Raw genomic sequence first — 17,318 nt, forward strand, 5'->3', positions numbered from 1 at the left:
TGCACCAGGGCATGGGGTAGTTCGCCCAGGTCCATTCCTCATCGATCACGTCCTGGAGCCGGGGTGTGATCTCATGAGTCCTTCCAGTGAGTCAGCGGTGAGCTGACTGTCTCATGGACCGTCTGTCACGTCCCATGGACCCGGTGTTCCTGCGTGGTGAGTGAGTGCGTCACCTGGACACAGAAGAGCCCCTCCGCCTGGGCGGACACACCACCAGCGGCAGCGGCCCTTGCCACTACGCCCGCGACGTCAACCGGGCCCAGGTCACCAGATTGCCGCGAACGCGTACACCGTCTGGGGCTACACCGGCTGGACGTACATATGGACGATCGCCTTCTCCGGCGCCCGCCCGCCCGGGGAGATGTTCGGCCTCCAGAGGGGCTACTGCTCCCCGTACTGGCCCGCGTCCGAGCCTGACTCCGAAGTCCGTGAGGAAGCGGAGCCGCGGTACGAGGGACTGCGCGCGATGCGGATTCGATACCAGACGTACATGGCGGACAGGAAGCCAGTGCTCGCGGCACCCAAGTACGACTCATGGAGAACACTGGTGATCCCGCCCATCCTCCGTGAGATGCATGGGGCACAGCTGGCCTCTCACGCGAAGCCCTGGGCGTTCCTCTCAGTGACGGGCAGGCCCCTGCTGGGAACCGATTTCGACCGCGACTACTGGTACCCCATCCGGGACGGCGCGCAGGAGCGCAATTCCGGCCCGCGGTATGCCCGGTGGGCAAGGCCCGAGATGCCGGCGGTTCCGGAGATGGCAGGGGAGGACATCTACCGGCTGCGGCACTGGGCGAAGGCGAAGCTGGACGAGGCGGGGGACATCCCGAGAGTTGCCGTGGAAGCGAGGATGGGGCATGAACTGCCCGGGGTGGAGGGAACATATAGCGAAGTAACGGTCGCGATGGAAGAGCGGATCGTGGAGTACCTCCAGGGCGTCTGGGAGAAGGAGGTAGTGGGTACCGGTCTGTGGACGCCACCATTTCCCATGGCGCTTCCAGATGATCTAGCGAATGCCGCATCGCCGCTGGTCAGCGGCCTTCCTGTGCTGGAGTATGAATGATCGTCTGGGTCAACGGTGCGTTCGGAGCGGGCAAGACCAGTACGGCGCGCGAGCTGATCGACATGATCCCGAACAGCACTCTGTACGACCCCGGGCTGACCGGATCCGGGCTGCGGGAGCTGCTGCCGCAGAAGCGACTCGCCGAGGTGAGCGACTTTCAGGACCTGCCCATCTGGCGCCGGCTGGTCGTGGACACGGCCGCCGCGCTGCTCGCCGACGTGGGCGGCGTGCTCGTCGTCCCGATGACACTGCTGCGGCAGGAGTACCGGGACGAGATCTTCGGCGGTCTGGCGGCCCGTCGCATTCCTGTCCGGCATGTGCTGCTGGCGCTGGACGAAACGATTTTGCGCGGGCGAATAGCCGGGCGCGGCGGTGCGGACACGGGCGGCGACGACCCGGCCCGCACCGAGCGCGCCAGACAGTGGGCCTACGAGCACATCGAGCCCTACCGCAGCGCCCTCGGCTGGCTCACGTCGGACGCCCTGGTCGTCGAGGCCGGGGGGCTCACACCGGCGCAGAGCGCGGCGGTCGTCGCCGAGGCCGTCCACGCGGGCACGGCGGGGCTCTGCGAGATCGTGCAGACACCCGAGCCGACGGCGGAGACCGTCGCGGCGGGCGTGCTCCTCTTCGACGAGCGGGACCGGGTGCTGCTCGTCGATCCCACCTACAAGCCGGGCTGGGAGTTCCCGGGCGGGGTGGTCGAGCGCGGCGAGGCCCCGGCCCGTGCCGGGATGCGCGAGGTCACCGAGGAGATCGGCATCGAACTCGGCCAGGTGCCAAGGCTGTTGGTGGTCGACTGGGAGCCGCCGAGGCCGCCGGGCTTCGGCGGTCTGCGGCTGCTCTTCGACGGCGGGCGGCTGCCGGTCCACGACGCCGAGCGGCTGCTGCTGCCCGGCTCGGAGCTGCGCGGCTGGCGGTTCGTCACCGAGGACGAGGCGGCGTCACTGCTGCCGCCCGCCCGCTTCGAGCGGCTGTGCTGGGCGCTACGGGCCCGGGAGCGGCGGACCGTGCTCAATCTGGAGGCCGGTGTCCCGGTCGGCTGACACGCGCAGCACGGAGGCCGCGTCCGTGGTGGCGTCGGTGACGAGCGGATCACCATGGCCGAAACAGACGGTCGAGGGACCCAGCGCCGCCAGCCGGATCATGGACCGCTTGGCGCTCTCGCGGTTGACGTTGAACACACCCAGCATCACCCGGCCTTCGGCGGCGGCCACGGCGTCACCCGTGAACAGCACACCGTGGTAGGGCAGATGGACGGCGATGGAGCCGTACGTGTGCCCCGGCACGTGCACCACCCGGGCGCCGTCGCCGAAGGGCAGCTCGTCGCCGTCCTCCAGCTCACGGTCGACCCGGGTGGGCGGCGCGGGCGGCACGGTGAGCCCGTGCTCGTACAGCGGGATCTCCCAGTCGAGGAGCAGCGGGTCGGGTACGGGCCACTCGCCGCGGATGACCGGTGCGTCGAGCCGGTGCGCCATCACCTCGGCGCCGTACCGACCCGCCAGCTCCTGCGCCGCGCCCACATGGTCGCGGTGGCAGTGGGTGAGGACGATACGGCGCAGATTCCCGGGGGTGAGACCGAGATCGCGGATGGCGTACTCGATGTCCGGCCCCGCGTAGACATGACCGGAGTCGACGAGAGTCAGCTCGTTCTCGTCCTGCCACAAGTACGCCTGACCGATGGGGAAACGGAGCATATGCAGCCGTGGACTGATCGCAACGAGATCCATATGTCGAATGTATGCAGTGTGGAAGGGCCGTGCGCACCACTTCGCTGACGGCGATTTCCGCTGTCCGCAGAACGGCGGAGTGAACCTCCTCGCGCCCTCCCGCGTCAGACCCGCGCCCCGCCGGCCGGCGGGGCGCGTGACAGGCGGGGTCACCGAAAGGTGACGATCCGTCAACTCTGCTTGGAACGGGCGTAGTTGACCAGGAAGTGCGCCTCGGCGACCGACAGCCGCTCCAACTCCTGCGGCGAGACGCTCTCGTTGACCGCGTGGATCTGCGCCTCCGGCTCGCTCAGCCCGATCAGCAGGATCTCCGCCTCCGGGTACAGCGCGGCCAGCGTGTTGCACAGCGGGATGGAACCGCCCATGCCGGCGGTCTGCATCTCCTCGCCCGGATAGGCGACCCGCATCGCCTCGGCCATCGAGGTGTACGCGGGGCTCGCGGTGTCCGCGCGGAACGGCTGGCCCTGCCCGACCTGTTCGACCGCCACCCGCGCGCCCCACGGGGTGTGCGCCTCGATGTGCGCGGTGAGGAGTTTCGTCGCCTCGGCGGCGTCCTGGCCCGGCGGCACCCGCAGACTGATCTGCGCTCGTGCACTCGCCTGGAGCGACGGGGTCGCGCCGACCACGGGCGGGCAGTCGATACCGATGACGGTGACCGCGGGCCTGGCCCACACCCGGTCGGCGACGGTGTCCCGTCCGATCAGCCCGACACCGTCCAGCACCTTGGCGTCCTTACGGAAGTCGGCCTCGGGATAGGCCAGTCCGTCCCAGTCGGCGTCGGCGGCCAGGCCGTCCACCGTCGTCGAACCGTCCTCCGACCGCAGCGAGGCCAGCAGTTGGATGAGCGCGGCGAGGGCGTCCGGGGCCGCGCCGCCGAACTGCCCGGAGTGCAGGTTGCCTTCGAGGGTGTCGACCTGGACGCGCAGCATGGTCATGCCGCGCAGCGTCGCCGTGACCGTCGGCAGCCCGACCCGGAAGTTGCCCGTGTCACCGATGACGATCGTGTCGGCGGCCAGCAACTCCGGGTGCTCCTCGGCGTACCGCTCCAGACCGCCGGTGCCCTGCTCCTCCGAGCCCTCCACGATCACCTTGACGCCCACCGGCACACCGCCCGCCGCCTTCAGCGCGCGCAGCGCGAGCAGGTGCATCACGAAGCCGCCCTTGCAGTCGGCGGCGCCGCGTCCGTACCAGCGGCCGTCGCGCTCCGTCAGCTCGAACGGCGGCGAGGCCCAGGCGCTCTCGTCGAGCGGCGGCTGCACGTCGTAGTGCGCGTACAGCAGCACCGTCGGGGCCCCTTCGGGGCCGGGCAGGAAGCCGTACACGGACTGGGTGCCGTCCGGGGTGTCCAGCGCCTCGACATCCTGGAAGCCCTCGGCCCGCAGGGCGTCCGCCACCCACGCGGCGGCGGCCTCGCACTCGCTGCGGGGGAACTGCGCGGGATCCGCCACCGACCGGAAGGCCACCAGCTCCGCGAGCTCCGCCCGCGCGCGGGGCATCAGCGAAGCGACGGTTTCTGCGATCGGACTGACGGACATGGGCACGCTCCTGGCGGGTGCGACGTTAGGTGTTTGTGTACGCGTCGAGGACTGGGCCGATCCTCCCACAACGGGCCAGGCCCCAAGGCGCCGTAGGATGCCGTGCGAGAGCAAGGGCCACCGGTCGGATCAGGAGCAGAAGCACATCGTGAGCAGCGAGAACGCAGACGCCGGAAGTGAATCTGGAAGCACGTCCGGGACGGATCCCGAGTCCGGTCCCGAGACTGTTCCCGAGGCCGGTCCGGCAGGTGAGCACGACCGGTCGGTGTGGGACGTCGTCGTGGTCGGCGCGGGCCCGGCGGGAGCGTCCGCGGCCTACGCGGCGGCGGTCGCGGGCCGCCATGTGCTGCTGCTGGAGAAGGCCGAGCTGCCCCGCTACAAGACCTGCGGAGGGGGGATCATCGGCCCCTCGCGCGATTCGCTGCCCCCCGGCTTCGAACTGCCCCTGCGCGACCGGGTGCACGCGGTCACGTTCTCGCTGAACGGCAAGCTGTCCCGGACCCGCCGCTCCCGCCGCATGCTCTTCGGGCTCATCAACAGGCCCGAGTTCGACGCGAGTCTGGTGGAGCACGCCCAGAAGGCGGGCGCCGTGCTCCGTACCGGCGCCTCGGTCTCCCGCGTCCAGCAGCACGGCCCGGCCGTGCCCGACCGCCGTACGGTCGCCGTGGTCCTCGCCGACGGCGAGACGATCCTGGCGCGCGCGGTCGTCGGCGCCGACGGCAGCGCGGGCCGGATAGGCGCTCATGTCGGGGTGAAGCTCGACCAGGTCGACCTCGGCCTGGAGCTGGAGATCCCGGTGCCGCCGACGGTCGCCGAGGACTGGTCGGGCCGGGTCCTCATCGACTGGGGCCCGCTGCCGGGGAGTTACGGCTGGGTGTTCCCCAAGGGCGACACGCTCACCGTCGGCGTCATCTCGGCGCGCGGTGACGGCGCCGCGACGAAGCGCTATCTGGAGGACTTCGTCGCCAAGCAGGGGCTGGCCGGATTCGAGCCCGCGATCTCGTCGGGCCATCTGACCCGCTGCCGCAGCGACGACTCGCCGCTCTCCCGCGGCCGGGTGCTGGTGTGCGGCGACGCGGCGGGGCTGCTGGAGCCGTGGACCAGGGAAGGCATCTCCTTCGCCCTGCGGTCGGGCCGGCTCGCGGGGGAGTGGGCCGTCCGGATCTCGGAGGCGCACGACGCGGTGGACGCCCGCCGCCAGGCGCTGAACTACGCCTTCGCGATCAAGGCGGGCCTCGGCGTGGAGATGAGCGTCGGCCGCCGGATGCTCTCCGTCTTCGAACGCAGGCCGGGAATGCTGCACGCGGCGATCACCGGATTCCGGCCCGCGTGGAAGGCCTTCGCCGACATCACGCGCGGGGTGACGTCCCTGGGCGGCCTCGTACGGACACATCCGCTGGCCCGCCGCGCGCTGGACGTGCTCGACCGGCAGAAGGCGGGCGCCGCGCAGGGCACGGGCAAGAGCGGCCGGGAGCAGGACCGGGAGTCGGCACGGGACGACGACGACCGTGACAAGGACCAGAAGGACGGCGCGGTCACCACATGATTCCGGTGGGTCCGGAGCCGTTCAGGAGTCCATGCTGATCAGGAAGACGGGGTGGTCGGGGGCCGCCGCCAGGATCTCCTCGTCGGAGGACTTGGCGGTGACGCCGCCGAAGTATCCGGAGACTTCCCAGCCCCAGCGCCGCAGATAGCCGCGCAGCAGGGCGACCTTCTCCGCGTCCGGGATCTCCACTGCGGTGAAGGCCCGCACCCGGCGGCCCACGCGCAGTTCGCCGCGCCCGGCCGCCCTCATGTTGAGCGTCCACTGGGAGTGGCCGCGCGCCGAGATCAGATACTGATTGCCCTCGTAGGTGAACGGGTTGACGGGGATGCGCTGGATCCGGCCGCTCTTGCGGCCCGGCACGGAAAGCTCCGCCGAGCCGAAGAAGCTCACACCACGCCGGGCGAGAGCCGCGATGAGGCTGTTGAACCGGGCGTCGCCCTTGCCTGGTTTGACGTAGTACGGCTTCGACTCCGACTCCGACTGCGGGGGCGTGGGCGGCTGCGACATGGTGTGCTCCAGAGGTGATTGCGAGAGCGGTGCTCTCCCTTGTGGGCAGTCTGCCTTGATGAGACGCGGGAAAGCAAGAGCACTGCTCTCTTATTTGTACGGTGCTCTGCCGCATGTCACCCTGTCCCCATGACGACCATCCGGGGAGCGAGAGAACGGGCCCGTGCCGAGGTCACCGCTGCGATCAAGGACGAGGCCCGCAGACGCCTGGCCAAGGAGGGCGCGGTGAAGCTGTCACTGCGCGCCGTCGCCCGCGAACTGGGTATGGTCTCGTCCGCGCTCTACCGCTACTTCCCCAGCCGGGACGATCTGCTGACCGCTCTCATCATCGACGCGTTCGACGCCGTCGGCGAGGCGGCGGAGAGCGCGCTCGCGGAAGGGCCCTCCGGTGACGGTGGGGCGGCGGACCATGTGGCCCGCTGGGTCGCGATCTGCGCGCGGGTACGGGCCTGGGCCCTCGCCCACCCGCACGAGTACGCCCTCATCCACGGCTCGCCCGTACCGGACTACACCGCGCCGATGTCTACCACCGGACCCGCCGCCCGCGTGGCCCTCTCCCTCATCTCCGTACTCCGCGACGCCCACGAGGACGGTGTCCTCATCCCGCCGGCACCCGCCGCGAACCTGCGGGAGGAGGACCGGCGGCTGGTCGACGAGTTCGCCCCCGGACTGCCGCCCGGCACAGGCGTCGCCATTGTCGCGGCCTGGGCACAGCTCTACGGCCTGATCTCGTTTGAACTCTTCGGCCAGTTCAACCGGGTGGTCGAGGCCCGCGACGGACTCTTCGCGCACGCGACGACACACCTCGCCCACGACGTGGGTCTGAGCACCTGAGCCAGGTGACCGCATGAGTCCGCGGCGTCACGCCGTACTCCACCAGGAGTACGCCAGGTCGCCCCGCCCGGCGGACGCCCGGCACCCGTCGGCCCGTCTAGCGTGACCGGTATGGAACAGCGGATCAGGCGCCACGGGTTCGGTCCCCCCTGGCTCAGGGGCGGGCCCTGGACGGGCGCCGACGGGACGGGGGACGGCCTGGACGGCCCCGACGGGCGCTGGGGCCTGGCGCGGCTGCCCTGGTTCACCAGTGTGCTGATCGCCGTCTTCGTCATGATCGGTACGGGCTTCGCCGCGAAGGGGCAGCCGGACCGCGAACAGCTCGACGCGTTCGCCCGCGTCCTGCTGCTCGCCGGCCCCGCGCTGCTCCTGCTGCGCCACCGGTATCCGGTCCTCTGCGTCTTCGGCGTCTGCCTGTCGGCGATGCTGTACCTCGGCGCCGGCTACCCCTACGGCCCGATCTTCCTCACCGTCGCCGTCGCCTGCTTCGCCGCGATCGTCTCCGGACACCGCCGGGCCGCCTGGTGGGCGATCGGCCTGCTGTGGGCCAGTCATCTGCTCGTCGGCCATGTGCTCTACCGATTTCTGCCGCCGGGCGGCGACGCCGGCGCGGCCTGGGGGCCCGAAGTGGGTGTCGCCGCCTGGGTGGTGGCCGTGCTCGTCGGCTCCGAACTGGTCAGGGTGCGCCGGGAACAGTGGCTGCACGCCCGGCAGGAACGCGCCGCCGCCGAGGCGCGCCGCGCCGACGAGGAGCGGCTGCGCATCGCGCGCGAACTCCACGACGTGCTCGCCCACTCCATCTCGGTCATCAACGTCCAGGCGGGCGTGGGCCTCGCGCTCATCGACTCCGACCCGGAACAGGCCCGCACCGCGCTCACCACCATCAAGGCCGCGAGCAAGGAGGCGCTGGGCGAGGTACGGCAGGTCCTCGACACGCTCAGAACCTCCGGCGACGCCCCCCGCGCCCCCGCGCCGGGACTCGACCGGCTCCCCGAACTGGTGGAGCAGGCGGCCGGTGCCGGTCTGACCGTCGCGATCGAGACCCGGGGCAAGCGGGTCGCGCTGGCGCCCGGCGCCGATCTCGCCGCCTTCCGCATCGTCCAGGAGGCCCTCACCAACGTGGTGCGGCACTCCGGCTCCCGTACGGCTGACGTCCAGGTCGGTTACGGGCCGGGCCTGCTCACCCTCCGTATCGACGACGCGGGACCCGCCACCGGAGACGAGGCCGGCGGCAGTGGCAACGGCCTGGCCGGAATGCGTGAACGGGCCGCCGCCCTCGGTGGCACCATCGAGGCGGGTCCCCGCCCGGAGGGCGGCTTCCGCGTACGGGCCACCCTCCCCCTGAAGCCCAAGGAGACACCGTGATCCGTGTCCTGCTCGCCGACGACCAGTCGCTGGTACGGGCAGGCTTCCGCGCCCTGCTCGACGCCCAGCCCGACATCGAGGTCGCGGGGGAGGCCGCCGACGGTGCGGACGCGCTGCGCAAGGTGCGCGAACTCGCCCCGGACGTCGTCCTGATGGACATCCGGATGCCGGTGATGGACGGGCTCGACGCCACCCGCAGGATCACCGAGGACGGCGGTCTCGACCAGGTGAAGGTGGTCATGCTCACCACCTTCGAACTCGACGAGTACGTCTTCGAGGCGCTGCGCTCCGGCGCCTCCGGCTTTCTCGTCAAGGACACCGAACCGGAGGAACTGCTGCGCGCCGTACGGGCGGTGACGGACGGTGACGCGCTGCTGTCGCCCGGTGTGACGCGGCGGCTGATCGCGGAGTTCGCCTCGCGTTCCAAGGCGCCGACGTCGGCCGACGGCCTCGGCGAACTCACCGAGCGGGAGCGGGAGGTGATGGCTCTCGTCGGGATCGGGCTCTCGAACGAGGAGATCGCCCGCAGGCTGGTCGTCAGCCCGCTCACCGCCAAGACCCATGTGAGCCGCACGATGGTGAAGCTCGGCGCCCGTGACCGGGCCCAACTGGTCGTCAGGGCCTACGAGTCGGGGCTGGTGCGACCGGGCTGGCTCGGCTGACGGATCCCTGGTGCAGCAGGCCTCACGCCTTGCGCCTCACGCCTCACGCCTCACGCGGCGTACGCGCGTGGCCGGGCCGGTCGCTCAGCAGCCGGACGAACGCCCCGACGGCCGCCGCCTGGATGAGTACGGAGGCGACGAGGGCCACGTAGCCGAACGCGGACGACGAGGCGAACGACTCGCCGATCATCGATCCGCCGGCGAAGAAGAGGAAGACCGTGGGCGCGGCCAGGAAGAACAGCCACACCCCCGCGAACGACGCGTCGTCGTGGTGCACGAACAGCGTGTCGACGGCGACGAACACCGCTGTCGCGGCGACGACGGCGAGGTAGATCTGGGAGGCCCGGTTGCCGTAGACGAGCCGGGCGGGGCCCTGGGCGAGCCGGGCCAGTGCGTTCAGGCGTCCTGACGTCATGAGGTGTTTCTCCCGTGTCGGTTGGGTTCCTCCATCGTGGGACGGTCCGAACGCATGTGCCTGAGTACGGCTACTCATCCCTCCTGGTGTGCCGTGCGGGCCGTCGCCGGGGCTTCCGCGGGGAAGTCGGCGGGGATCTCCGCCGGGACTCCCCGGTGGGCCGCTGCCCCCGAATCGGGCACCGGGACATTGCGCGCCGAGTACCCGATGAGGGCCGCGGCGGCGGCCAGCAGCGCGACGGTGGTCAGCGCGACGGGCAGGGAGAACCAGTCGGCGAGGAAGCCGATCGCGGGCGGCCCCAGCAGCATGCCGCCGTACCCCAGCGTGGACGCGGCGGCGACGCCGCTCGGGCCGGCCAGCGCGCCCGCCCTGGCCACGGCCACCGGGAAGATGTTGGCGAGACCGAGCCCGGTGACGGCGAAGCCAGCCAGGGCGAGCCAGGTCGTCGGCGCCAGCGCGCCCAGCAGCATGCCGAGCGCCGCGAGCACACCACCGGCGACCAACGTGCGGGTCTGGCCGAGCCGTTCGAGCAGCGCCGTACCGGACAGCCGGCCCACCGTCATGGCGAGGGCGAACAGCGAGTACCCGGCGGCGGCGAGCCCGGCGCCGGCGTCCAGGTCCTGGGCGAGATGCAGGGCGCCCCAGTCGGCGAGGGCACCCTCCCCGTACGCGGTGCACAGCGCGATCACGCCGAACAGGACGACCAGCCGCCGTGTACGCCGGTCGAGCCGGCGCGGAGCCGCCGCCTTCCCCGAAGCGGCCGCCTTCCCCGTGGAGGGCGCCGGGCCCGCGGCCGGCGGCAGCGTGTGGCGCAGCAGCGAGGGGCCGGCCAGCACGGTGACGAGCAGGCCGACGCCCGTGAGCGCGAGCAGGTGCGTGGACGCGGAGAGACCGCCCGCCACCAGCGCGCCGAGCCCCGCGCCCGCCATGCCGCCCAGGCTGAACGCGGCGTGGAAGCTGGACATCACCGGGCGGCGCAGCGCGGCGACGAAATCGACGGCCGCGCTGTTCATGGAGACGTTGAGCGCCCCGTACGCGGCGCCGAAGAGGAGCAGCACGAGACCCAGCGTCAGCGCCGAGTGCGTCCGCGCGGGCAGGGCGATGCTCAGCGCCAGCAGCAGCGAACTGACCACGGTCACCGGATGACTGCCGAACCGCGCGCACATCCGCCCGGTGAACATCATCGTGACCACGGCACCGGCGGACACCCCGAGGAGGGCCAGCCCGAGGTCGCTCGCCGACGCGCCGGTCTGCTGCTTGATGGCGGGGATACGGACGACCCAGCCGGCGAAGAGGAAGCCGTCCAGGGCGAAGAAGATGGTCAGAGTGGTACGGAGGCGGATGAGGCGGGACAGCGCGGCGTCGGTGGCGGGATCTCCGCCGCGACCCCCCGTTATGGCCGTCCGGAGTTTGTTTAGGTTCGGCACAAAGTAAGGATAGGGGCTCGGGGCCGATCCGTACAAGGCGGCGGTTCAACGGCGGGATCATGGGAGACTCACCCATATGAACGGCAGGGCGGACAAGGCAACGACGACCAGGACCCGACTGGAGAGAGGCCGCAGCGCGCTCGGCCCCGCTCTGGAACTGGTGCACACGGGCCGCGCGCCCACCCGCGCCGTGCTCACCACGGAACTGGGCGTCACCCGCGCCACGGCGGGCGCCGTCGCCGCCGAACTGGAAGCGCTCGGCCTGATCCTGGTCGACTCCCGCCCCGGCGCCGCGGCCGGTTCCCAGGGCCGCCCCTCGCACCGGCTCGCCGTGGACGACACCGGCCCGGTGGTGCTCGCCGCCCAGGTGCACGCCGACGGCTTCCGTGCCGCCCTGGTCGCACTCGGCGGCCGTACGGTCGCCACCACCCCCGGCTGCGTCATCGTCTCCTCCGACCCCGCCCAGGTGCTCGGCGCGGTCGTCGCCGAGGGCGCCGCGCTGCTGCGCGACAGCGGACGGCGCTGCGTCGGCGCCGGTCTCGCCGTCCCCTCGGCGGTCGCCGAACCGGAAGGCACCGCGCTCAACCCGCTGCACCTCGCCTGGCCGGCGGGCGCCCCCGTACGCGACCTCTTCGTCGAACAGGTACGCGCCGCCGGCATCGAGGGCCCCGCCTTCACCGGCAACGACGTCAACCTGGCCGCCCTCGCCGAACACCGGCACGGCGCCGGCCGGGGCGCCGGCCAACTCCTCTGCGTCGCCACGGGACATCGCGGTGTCGGCGGCGCGCTCGTCGTTGACGGCCGTCTGCACACGGGCAGTTCGGGACTGGCGCTCGAAGTCGGCCATCTGACCGTCAACCCCGAGGGCAGGCCCTGCCACTGCGGCAGCCGGGGCTGTCTCGACGTCGAGACCGACCCGCTCGCCTTCCTCGACGCGGCGGGCCGGGAGCCCGGTCCCGAGGGATCGCTGCTCCAGCAGTCGCGGGACCTGCTCCGTACGGAGTACGCGGACCGGTCCGTACGGGCGGCGGCCGAGGAGCTGATCGACCGGCTGGGCCAAGGGCTCGCCGGACTGGTGAACATCCTCAACCCGGACCGCGTCATCCTCGGCGGCCTGCACCGCGAACTGCTCGACGCCGACCCCGCCCGGCTGCGCGCCGTCGTCGCCGACCGCAGCCTGTGGGGACGCAGCGGGAGCGTACCGATCCTCGCGTGCACGCTCGACCACAACAGCCTGGTCGGCGCCGCCGAACTGGCCTGGCAGCCGGTCCTGGACGACCCGCTGGCCGCACTGACCTGACGGGACCGGATCTGCGTGACCGGGCCTGGCGGGACCGGGCCTGCGGGACCGGGCCTGACGCCGGGCGCGCGCCCGGCGTACGGCGGGCAGCGCACGCGGGCACCACTCCTCGCCCACCACCCGTCCGGCCGCACCGCAGACGGTTCGCCGCCCCAACACGGGTAGGTCACCCCGTATGACCGAGATGCCGTCCGGGACCGAGCCGTCCGGCGCCGAGCCCCCGCCGCCCCCGCCGCGCTGGTTCCGGCGCCTCGACCGGTGGCTGCGCGAATCACCTCTGGGGCTCGCCTGGATCCGTGGGCGCGACATCGAACTGATGCACCGGGCCATGGGGTTCGCGGCGCTCGGATTCCTCACCCTCGTCCCGGTGCTGGTCCTCGTCGCCGCGGCCGAACCCAACAGCGGCCAGGGCTTCGCGCGCTGGCTCGGCCAGGCGATCGGGGTCACCCACGAGTCCCAGAGACAGGTCGAGCGGCTGTTCGGCGTGCCGAACACGGCGCTCCAGCGCACCACCGCCTTCGGACTCGCCGCGCTCGCCGTCTTCGGACTGACCTTCGGCTCCGCCGTCCAGACCGGCTACGAGAAGGTCTGGGACCTGCCCACCGCCCGCTGGCACACCATGTGGCGCCATGTCGTCTTCCTGGCCCTGCTGGTGGCCGCGCTGCTCGGCTTCACCAACACCCCCAGACCCGACCATCCCGTGCTCGGCCCCCTGGTGGTCGTCGTGCTGGACCTCATCGGCACGTTCCTGTTCTTCTGGATCGCCCAGCGCATGCTGCTCGGCGGGCGCGTCCGCTGGAAGGCGCTGCTGCCCGGCGCCGCTGCCACCACCCTCGGTCTGCTCGGCCTGCGCGGCTTCTCGCAGCTCGTCTTCTCGCCGCTGATCGCCTCCAGCGCCGTCACGTACGGCCCGTTCGGGACCGTACTGGTCCTCCAGTCCTGGCTCGTCGGCGTGGGATTCGTCGTCTACGGCGGGGCGCTGGTGGGCCGCCTCGCCCACGACGGCCGGGTGTTCCGCCGGCTCAGGGACCTCGACGACAGCTGAGCCCCCGTCCTCAGGGGGAGCAGCCCCACCCGGCCCGCGTACTCCCCGTGGGGTACCCGCACTGCCGCTGGCCGTACGACGACTCGGACCCCCTCCCGGCGCGACTCTCGAAAGCGACAGAGAGCGAGCGACAGAGAGCGACGGACAACGTCGCGGAGAAGTCGCGAACCGAGGAGTTGATCAGGATGAACGCCCTTGCGAACAGTGGCGGGCCCGGCCCGTGGATCCTGTTGTTCCCGCTCGTCTGGGCAGCGGTGATCGTCGGCGGGATCACCCTCCTGCGCCGCACCGTCTGGCGCGGACGCCGGGGCGGACCCCCGTGGGCGCCGGGCCGGGGGTCCGTGCCTGACCCGCGTGACGTGTACGACGAGCGGTCACCGATCGGCCTGCTGGGCCGGCGGTTCGCCGCCGGTGAGATCGACGAGGACGAGTACTGGCGCCGGCTGTCCGTCCTGGACGAGCAGTTCGGCCGTACGGGCAAGGGCGGCGCCGCGTGATCGCCGGCACGGCCGCCACCGGCACGACGACCACCGGCACGATGACCACCGCCACCGCCGCCCGCGTCGTCGACGCCGTGAAGGTCTACGGCAGGGGCGATACGCGGGTGAGGGCCCTGGACGGGGTGAGCGTCGGCTTCCCGGCCGGCCGCTTCACCGCGATCATGGGGCCCTCGGGCTCCGGCAAGTCCACCCTGATGCACTGCGCCGCCGGACTCGACACCCTCACCTCCGGTTCCGCGCTCATCGGCGACACGGACCTCAGCACGCTGGACGACCGCGGACTCACGCTGCTGCGCCGCGAGCGCGTCGGCTTCGTCTTCCAGGCGTTCAACCTCATCCCGACCCTCACCGTCGCCGAGAACATCACCCTCCCGATGGACCTCGCGGGCGCCGCGCGCGACGACGAGTGGTACGACGCCCTCATCGATGTCGTCGGACTGCGCGACCGCCTCCACCACCGCCCCGGCGAGCTGTCCGGCGGCCAGCAGCAGCGCGTCGCGGTGGCCCGCGCCTTCGCGGGCAGCCCCGACGTCGTCTTCGCCGACGAGCCGACCGGCAATCTCGACTCGCGCTCCGGCGAGGAGGTGCTACGACTGCTGAGCGGCACCGTGCGCCGTACGAACCGCACGGTCGTGATGGTCACGCACGACCCGGTCGCCGCCGCCCACGCCGACGAGGTCGTCTTCCTCGCCGACGGACGGCTCGTGGACCGGATGACGGACCCGACGGCCGAGCGGGTGCTCGACCGGCTGAAGGCGTTCGACACGAGGACCACCAGCGGCCCCCTGCCCCCGGAGCCGCGGTCATGAGCGGAACGCGTACCTCGTTGCGTATCAGCGTCTCCTCGCTCCGCGCGCACAAACGGCGCTTCGCCGGGACCTTCACCGCCGTCCTGCTCGGCGTGGCGTTCCTGACGGGCACGCTCGTCATGGGCGACACCCTGCGCGGCAGCTTCGACACCCTGTTCGGCGACGCGGCGGGCGGCACCGACGCCGTCGTCCGCAGCGCCAATGTCGTGACCGTGCCCGGCGACACCCAAGGCACCCGCGAACCGGTGGACACCGCACTGATCGAGAAGATCGGGCGGACGCCCGGCGTCGCCGCCGTCGCACCCAGGATCGAGGGCGCCGGACAGCTCGTCGGCTCCGACGGCAAGCCCGTCGGCGGCCAGGGCCCGCCCACCCTCGCGGGCAACTGGATCGACGACGCCCGGCTCAACCCGTACCGACTCGCCGCCGGGCGGCTGCCTTCGAGGACCGGCGAGGTCGTGCTCAACCGGGGCGCCGCCGAGGCCGGGAAACTGTCGATCGGTGACACGACCGTGCTGCGGACGCCCGAACCGGTACGGGTGACGGTCGTCGGTCTCGCGACCTTCGGCGGTGAGGACGGCATGGGCCAGGTCACCTACACCGGGATGACCAGGGCCGACGCGGAGAAGTACCTCACGGCCAAGCCTGGCCGGGCGGCGAGCATCCAGGTCCGCGCCGGTCCCGGCACCAGCCAGCGCGAACTCGTAGACTCGCTGCGGACCGTCCTGCCGTCCGGCGTGGAGGCGATCACCGGACAGCGGTCGGCCGACGAGAACCGGGAAATGATCTCCGGACAGTTCCTGAGCCTGTTCACCACCCTCCTGCTCGTCTTCTCCGGCATCGTGCTGCTCGTCGCGACCTTCTCCATCCACAACACCTTCGCCATCGTCGTGGCCCAACGCACCCGCGAGAACGCGCTGTTGCGCGCCCTCGGCGCCACCAAGCGTCAGGTCGTGGGCGCCACGCTCGCCGAGGCGGGCGTCGTCGCGCTGGTCGCGTCGGCGGCCGGTCTGCTCGGCGGCATCGGCATCGCCGCCGGGATGCGGGCCCTGTTCCCCGTCATCGGATTCCCCTTCCCCGAGGGGCCGTTGGTGATCAGCGCGCTGTCGATGCTGCTGCCGCTCGCCGTCGGCGTGGTGGTCTGTCTCGGCTCGGCGCTCCTGCCCGCCGTACGGGCCGGTCGCACCGCACCGCTGGCAGCTCTGCGCGAGACGGCCGTGGACGACTCGGGCGCCTCCCGTACCAGAGCCGTCGTCGGTACGGCGCTGGGCCTGGCCGGGACCGCCGCCATCGTGACCGGCGTCTTCGCCGCGCCGTCCCTCGTGCTCGCCGCGGCGGGAGCCGTTCTCGCCCTCGCCGCCTTCGTGGTGCTCGGCCCGGTGGCCTCCTCCGTCGCCGTACGGTTCCTGGGCGGGCCGCTGGACCGGCTGCGCGGCGTCTCGGGCGCCCTGGCCAAACGCAACGCCCTGCGCAGCCCCAGGCGTACGGCGGCGACCGCCACCGCGCTCATGATCGGCGTCGCCGTCGTGTCGCTCTTCACGGTCTTCGGCGCCTCGCTGAAGGCCACCATGGACCAGACCGTGTCCCGTTCCTTCGCCGGGGATCTCGCGGTCAGCGTGCCCGCGTTCGGCGGCGGAGGCAGCGGGCTGAGCCCCGGGCTCGCGCCCGCCCTGGCCGAACTCCCCGAAGTGGGCTCGGCGGTGGGGCTCGGCAGGGGAGTGGCCGAGGTCGACGGTGACGGCCGTCAGCTGACCGTCACCGACCCGCCGGCGCTCGCCGAGGGCTTCGATCTCGGGTCCGTGGACGGCTCGTTCGACGGGTTCGGCAACCGCGGCATCGCGGTGTCACGCGCGCAGGCCGACGACCGGAATCTGCGCGTCGGCGACACCACCCGGCTCACCTTCACCGACGGCGGGAAGGAGACCTTCACGGTCAGGGCGGTGTACGAGCGGTCCGAACTCGCCGGCGACTACGTCATCACCCGCGCGGCCTGGGCCCCGCACCGTACCCAGGACGCCGACACGCTCGTCTCCGTCACCTTCGCGGACGGTGTCCCCGCCGCCGAGGCCGGAGCGGCCGTGGAGAAGACGGCGGCGGCCTTCGGCAACCCGGACGTCCAGACACGCGAGGAGTACGCGCGGACCTCCGCCGGGGCCATCGACATGATGCTCACGCTGATCTACGCGCTGCTCGCCCTCGCCGTGCTCATCGCGCTCCTGGGCATCGCCAACACCCTCACCCTCGCCGTCCATGAACGCACCGGGGAACTGGGCCTGTTGCGCGCGGTCGGCCAGACCAGGGCGCAGCTGCGGGCGATGGTCCGCTGGGAGTCCGTGCTGGTGGCCGCCTTCGGTACGGCGGGCGGACTGGCGCTCGGCGGACTGCTGGGCTGGGTCGTCGTCGAGGCGTCCGAGGGCGCGGGAGACACCGCCTTCGCCTTCGCGCTGCCGCCGGCGCAGCTGGCGCTCGTCGGCGTGGTCGGCCTGACGGCCGGCGCGATCGCGGGCTGGCGTCCCGCCCGCAGGGCGGCACGCCTGGACGTGCTGCGCGCCATCGCCACGGAGTGAGGCCGTCCGGCCCTTG

At 72.1% G+C, this 17,318-nt stretch carries 16 protein-coding genes; 11 read left to right on the forward strand and 5 right to left on the reverse strand.

What is annotated here, in order from left to right:
• The first annotated feature begins 361 nt into the window (after positions 1 to 361).
• Entirely contained in the window at positions 362 to 1,063 is a 702-nt protein-coding gene (locus BHU15_RS31365; RefSeq protein ID WP_069630224.1) for a hypothetical protein, read from the forward strand.
• A complete protein-coding gene (locus tag BHU15_RS31370; RefSeq protein ID WP_069630225.1) occupies positions 1,060 to 2,106 on the forward strand; it encodes an NUDIX hydrolase in 1,047 nt (348 codons plus the stop codon). Before BHU15_RS31365 ends, BHU15_RS31370 begins: the two co-directional genes overlap by 4 nt.
• Here the strand turns inward: BHU15_RS31370 and BHU15_RS31375 are convergent.
• Together BHU15_RS31375 and BHU15_RS31380 are read right to left on the reverse strand one after the other, a co-directional pair.
• Positions 2,047 to 2,790: an MBL fold metallo-hydrolase gene (locus BHU15_RS31375; RefSeq protein ID WP_069630226.1), complete on the reverse strand. Its 744-nt coding sequence runs from the start codon at positions 2,788 to 2,790 to the stop codon at positions 2,047 to 2,049. The genes BHU15_RS31370 and BHU15_RS31375 overlap by 60 nt on opposite strands.
• 170 nt (positions 2,791 to 2,960) lie before the next feature.
• Positions 2,961 to 4,325 carry a dipeptidase gene (locus tag BHU15_RS31380; protein ID WP_069630227.1) on the reverse strand — a complete coding sequence of 455 codons (1,365 nt, stop codon included), beginning with the start codon at positions 4,323 to 4,325 and terminating at the stop codon, positions 2,961 to 2,963.
• Positions 4,326 to 4,473: 148 nt separating this feature from the next.
• Between BHU15_RS31380 and BHU15_RS31385 the strand changes: the two genes are divergently transcribed.
• Complete coding sequence (locus tag BHU15_RS31385) at positions 4,474 to 5,871, forward strand: geranylgeranyl reductase family protein (RefSeq protein WP_438284996.1); 1,398 nt, start codon at positions 4,474 to 4,476, stop codon at positions 5,869 to 5,871.
• A gap of 21 nt (positions 5,872 to 5,892) precedes the next feature.
• Here BHU15_RS31385 and BHU15_RS31390 read toward each other — a convergent pair whose 3' ends face one another.
• Positions 5,893 to 6,378 (reverse strand): nitroreductase family deazaflavin-dependent oxidoreductase, encoded by a 486-nt coding sequence (locus BHU15_RS31390; RefSeq protein ID WP_069630229.1) that lies wholly within the window; start codon positions 6,376 to 6,378, stop codon positions 5,893 to 5,895.
• A gap of 129 nt (positions 6,379 to 6,507) precedes the next feature.
• Between BHU15_RS31390 and BHU15_RS31395 the strand changes: the two genes are divergently transcribed.
• The 3 genes from BHU15_RS31395 (at position 6,508) to BHU15_RS31405 (ending at position 9,239) form a co-directional block, all read left to right on the forward strand.
• A complete protein-coding gene (locus tag BHU15_RS31395; protein WP_069630230.1) occupies positions 6,508 to 7,212 on the forward strand; it encodes a TetR/AcrR family transcriptional regulator in 705 nt (234 codons plus the stop codon).
• Between the two features lie 111 nt (positions 7,213 to 7,323).
• The gene (locus BHU15_RS31400) at positions 7,324 to 8,577 is read left to right on the forward strand and encodes a sensor histidine kinase (RefSeq protein ID WP_079128499.1); all 1,254 of its coding nucleotides are present in this window, start codon (positions 7,324 to 7,326) and stop codon (positions 8,575 to 8,577) included.
• Entirely contained in the window at positions 8,574 to 9,239 is a 666-nt protein-coding gene (locus BHU15_RS31405; protein WP_069630231.1) for a response regulator transcription factor, read from the forward strand. The genes BHU15_RS31400 and BHU15_RS31405 overlap by 4 nt, the downstream gene beginning before the upstream one ends.
• Before the next feature lie 43 nt (positions 9,240 to 9,282).
• On the opposite strand, the gene BHU15_RS31410 is transcribed toward BHU15_RS31405, so the two are convergent.
• Positions 9,283 to 9,654, reverse strand: a complete 372-nt coding sequence (locus tag BHU15_RS31410; RefSeq protein WP_069630232.1) for an SCO4225 family membrane protein — start codon at positions 9,652 to 9,654, stop codon at positions 9,283 to 9,285.
• A 74-nt stretch (positions 9,655 to 9,728) separates the two neighbouring features.
• The gene (locus BHU15_RS31415; RefSeq protein ID WP_079128500.1) at positions 9,729 to 11,081 is read right to left on the reverse strand and encodes an MFS transporter; all 1,353 of its coding nucleotides are present in this window, start codon (positions 11,079 to 11,081) and stop codon (positions 9,729 to 9,731) included.
• Positions 11,082 to 11,157: 76 nt separating this feature from the next.
• Here BHU15_RS31415 and BHU15_RS31420 point away from each other — a divergent pair, with 76 nt between their 5' ends.
• From BHU15_RS31420 to BHU15_RS31440, 5 genes are all read left to right on the forward strand, one after another.
• Positions 11,158 to 12,381, forward strand: coding sequence for an ROK family protein (locus BHU15_RS31420; RefSeq protein ID WP_069630233.1), 1,224 nt, complete (start codon positions 11,158 to 11,160; stop codon positions 12,379 to 12,381).
• A gap of 184 nt (positions 12,382 to 12,565) precedes the next feature.
• A complete protein-coding gene (locus BHU15_RS31425; RefSeq protein WP_069630246.1) occupies positions 12,566 to 13,426 on the forward strand; it encodes a YhjD/YihY/BrkB family envelope integrity protein in 861 nt (286 codons plus the stop codon).
• 185 nt (positions 13,427 to 13,611) lie between these two features.
• Entirely contained in the window at positions 13,612 to 13,923 is a 312-nt protein-coding gene (locus tag BHU15_RS31430) for an SHOCT domain-containing protein (protein ID WP_069630234.1), read from the forward strand.
• A gap of 41 nt (positions 13,924 to 13,964) precedes the next feature.
• On the forward strand, positions 13,965 to 14,735 hold the full coding sequence (locus BHU15_RS31435) for an ABC transporter ATP-binding protein (RefSeq protein ID WP_069630247.1): 771 nt from the start codon (positions 13,965 to 13,967) through the stop codon (positions 14,733 to 14,735).
• Complete coding sequence (locus tag BHU15_RS31440; RefSeq protein WP_069630235.1) at positions 14,732 to 17,302, forward strand: ABC transporter permease; 2,571 nt, start codon at positions 14,732 to 14,734, stop codon at positions 17,300 to 17,302. Before BHU15_RS31435 ends, BHU15_RS31440 begins: the two co-directional genes overlap by 4 nt.
• The last annotated feature ends 16 nt before the right edge of the window (positions 17,303 to 17,318 follow it).

The organism is Streptomyces niveus (assembly GCF_001723055.1).
Classification (GTDB): Bacteria; Actinomycetota; Actinomycetes; order Streptomycetales; family Streptomycetaceae; genus Streptomyces; species Streptomyces niveus.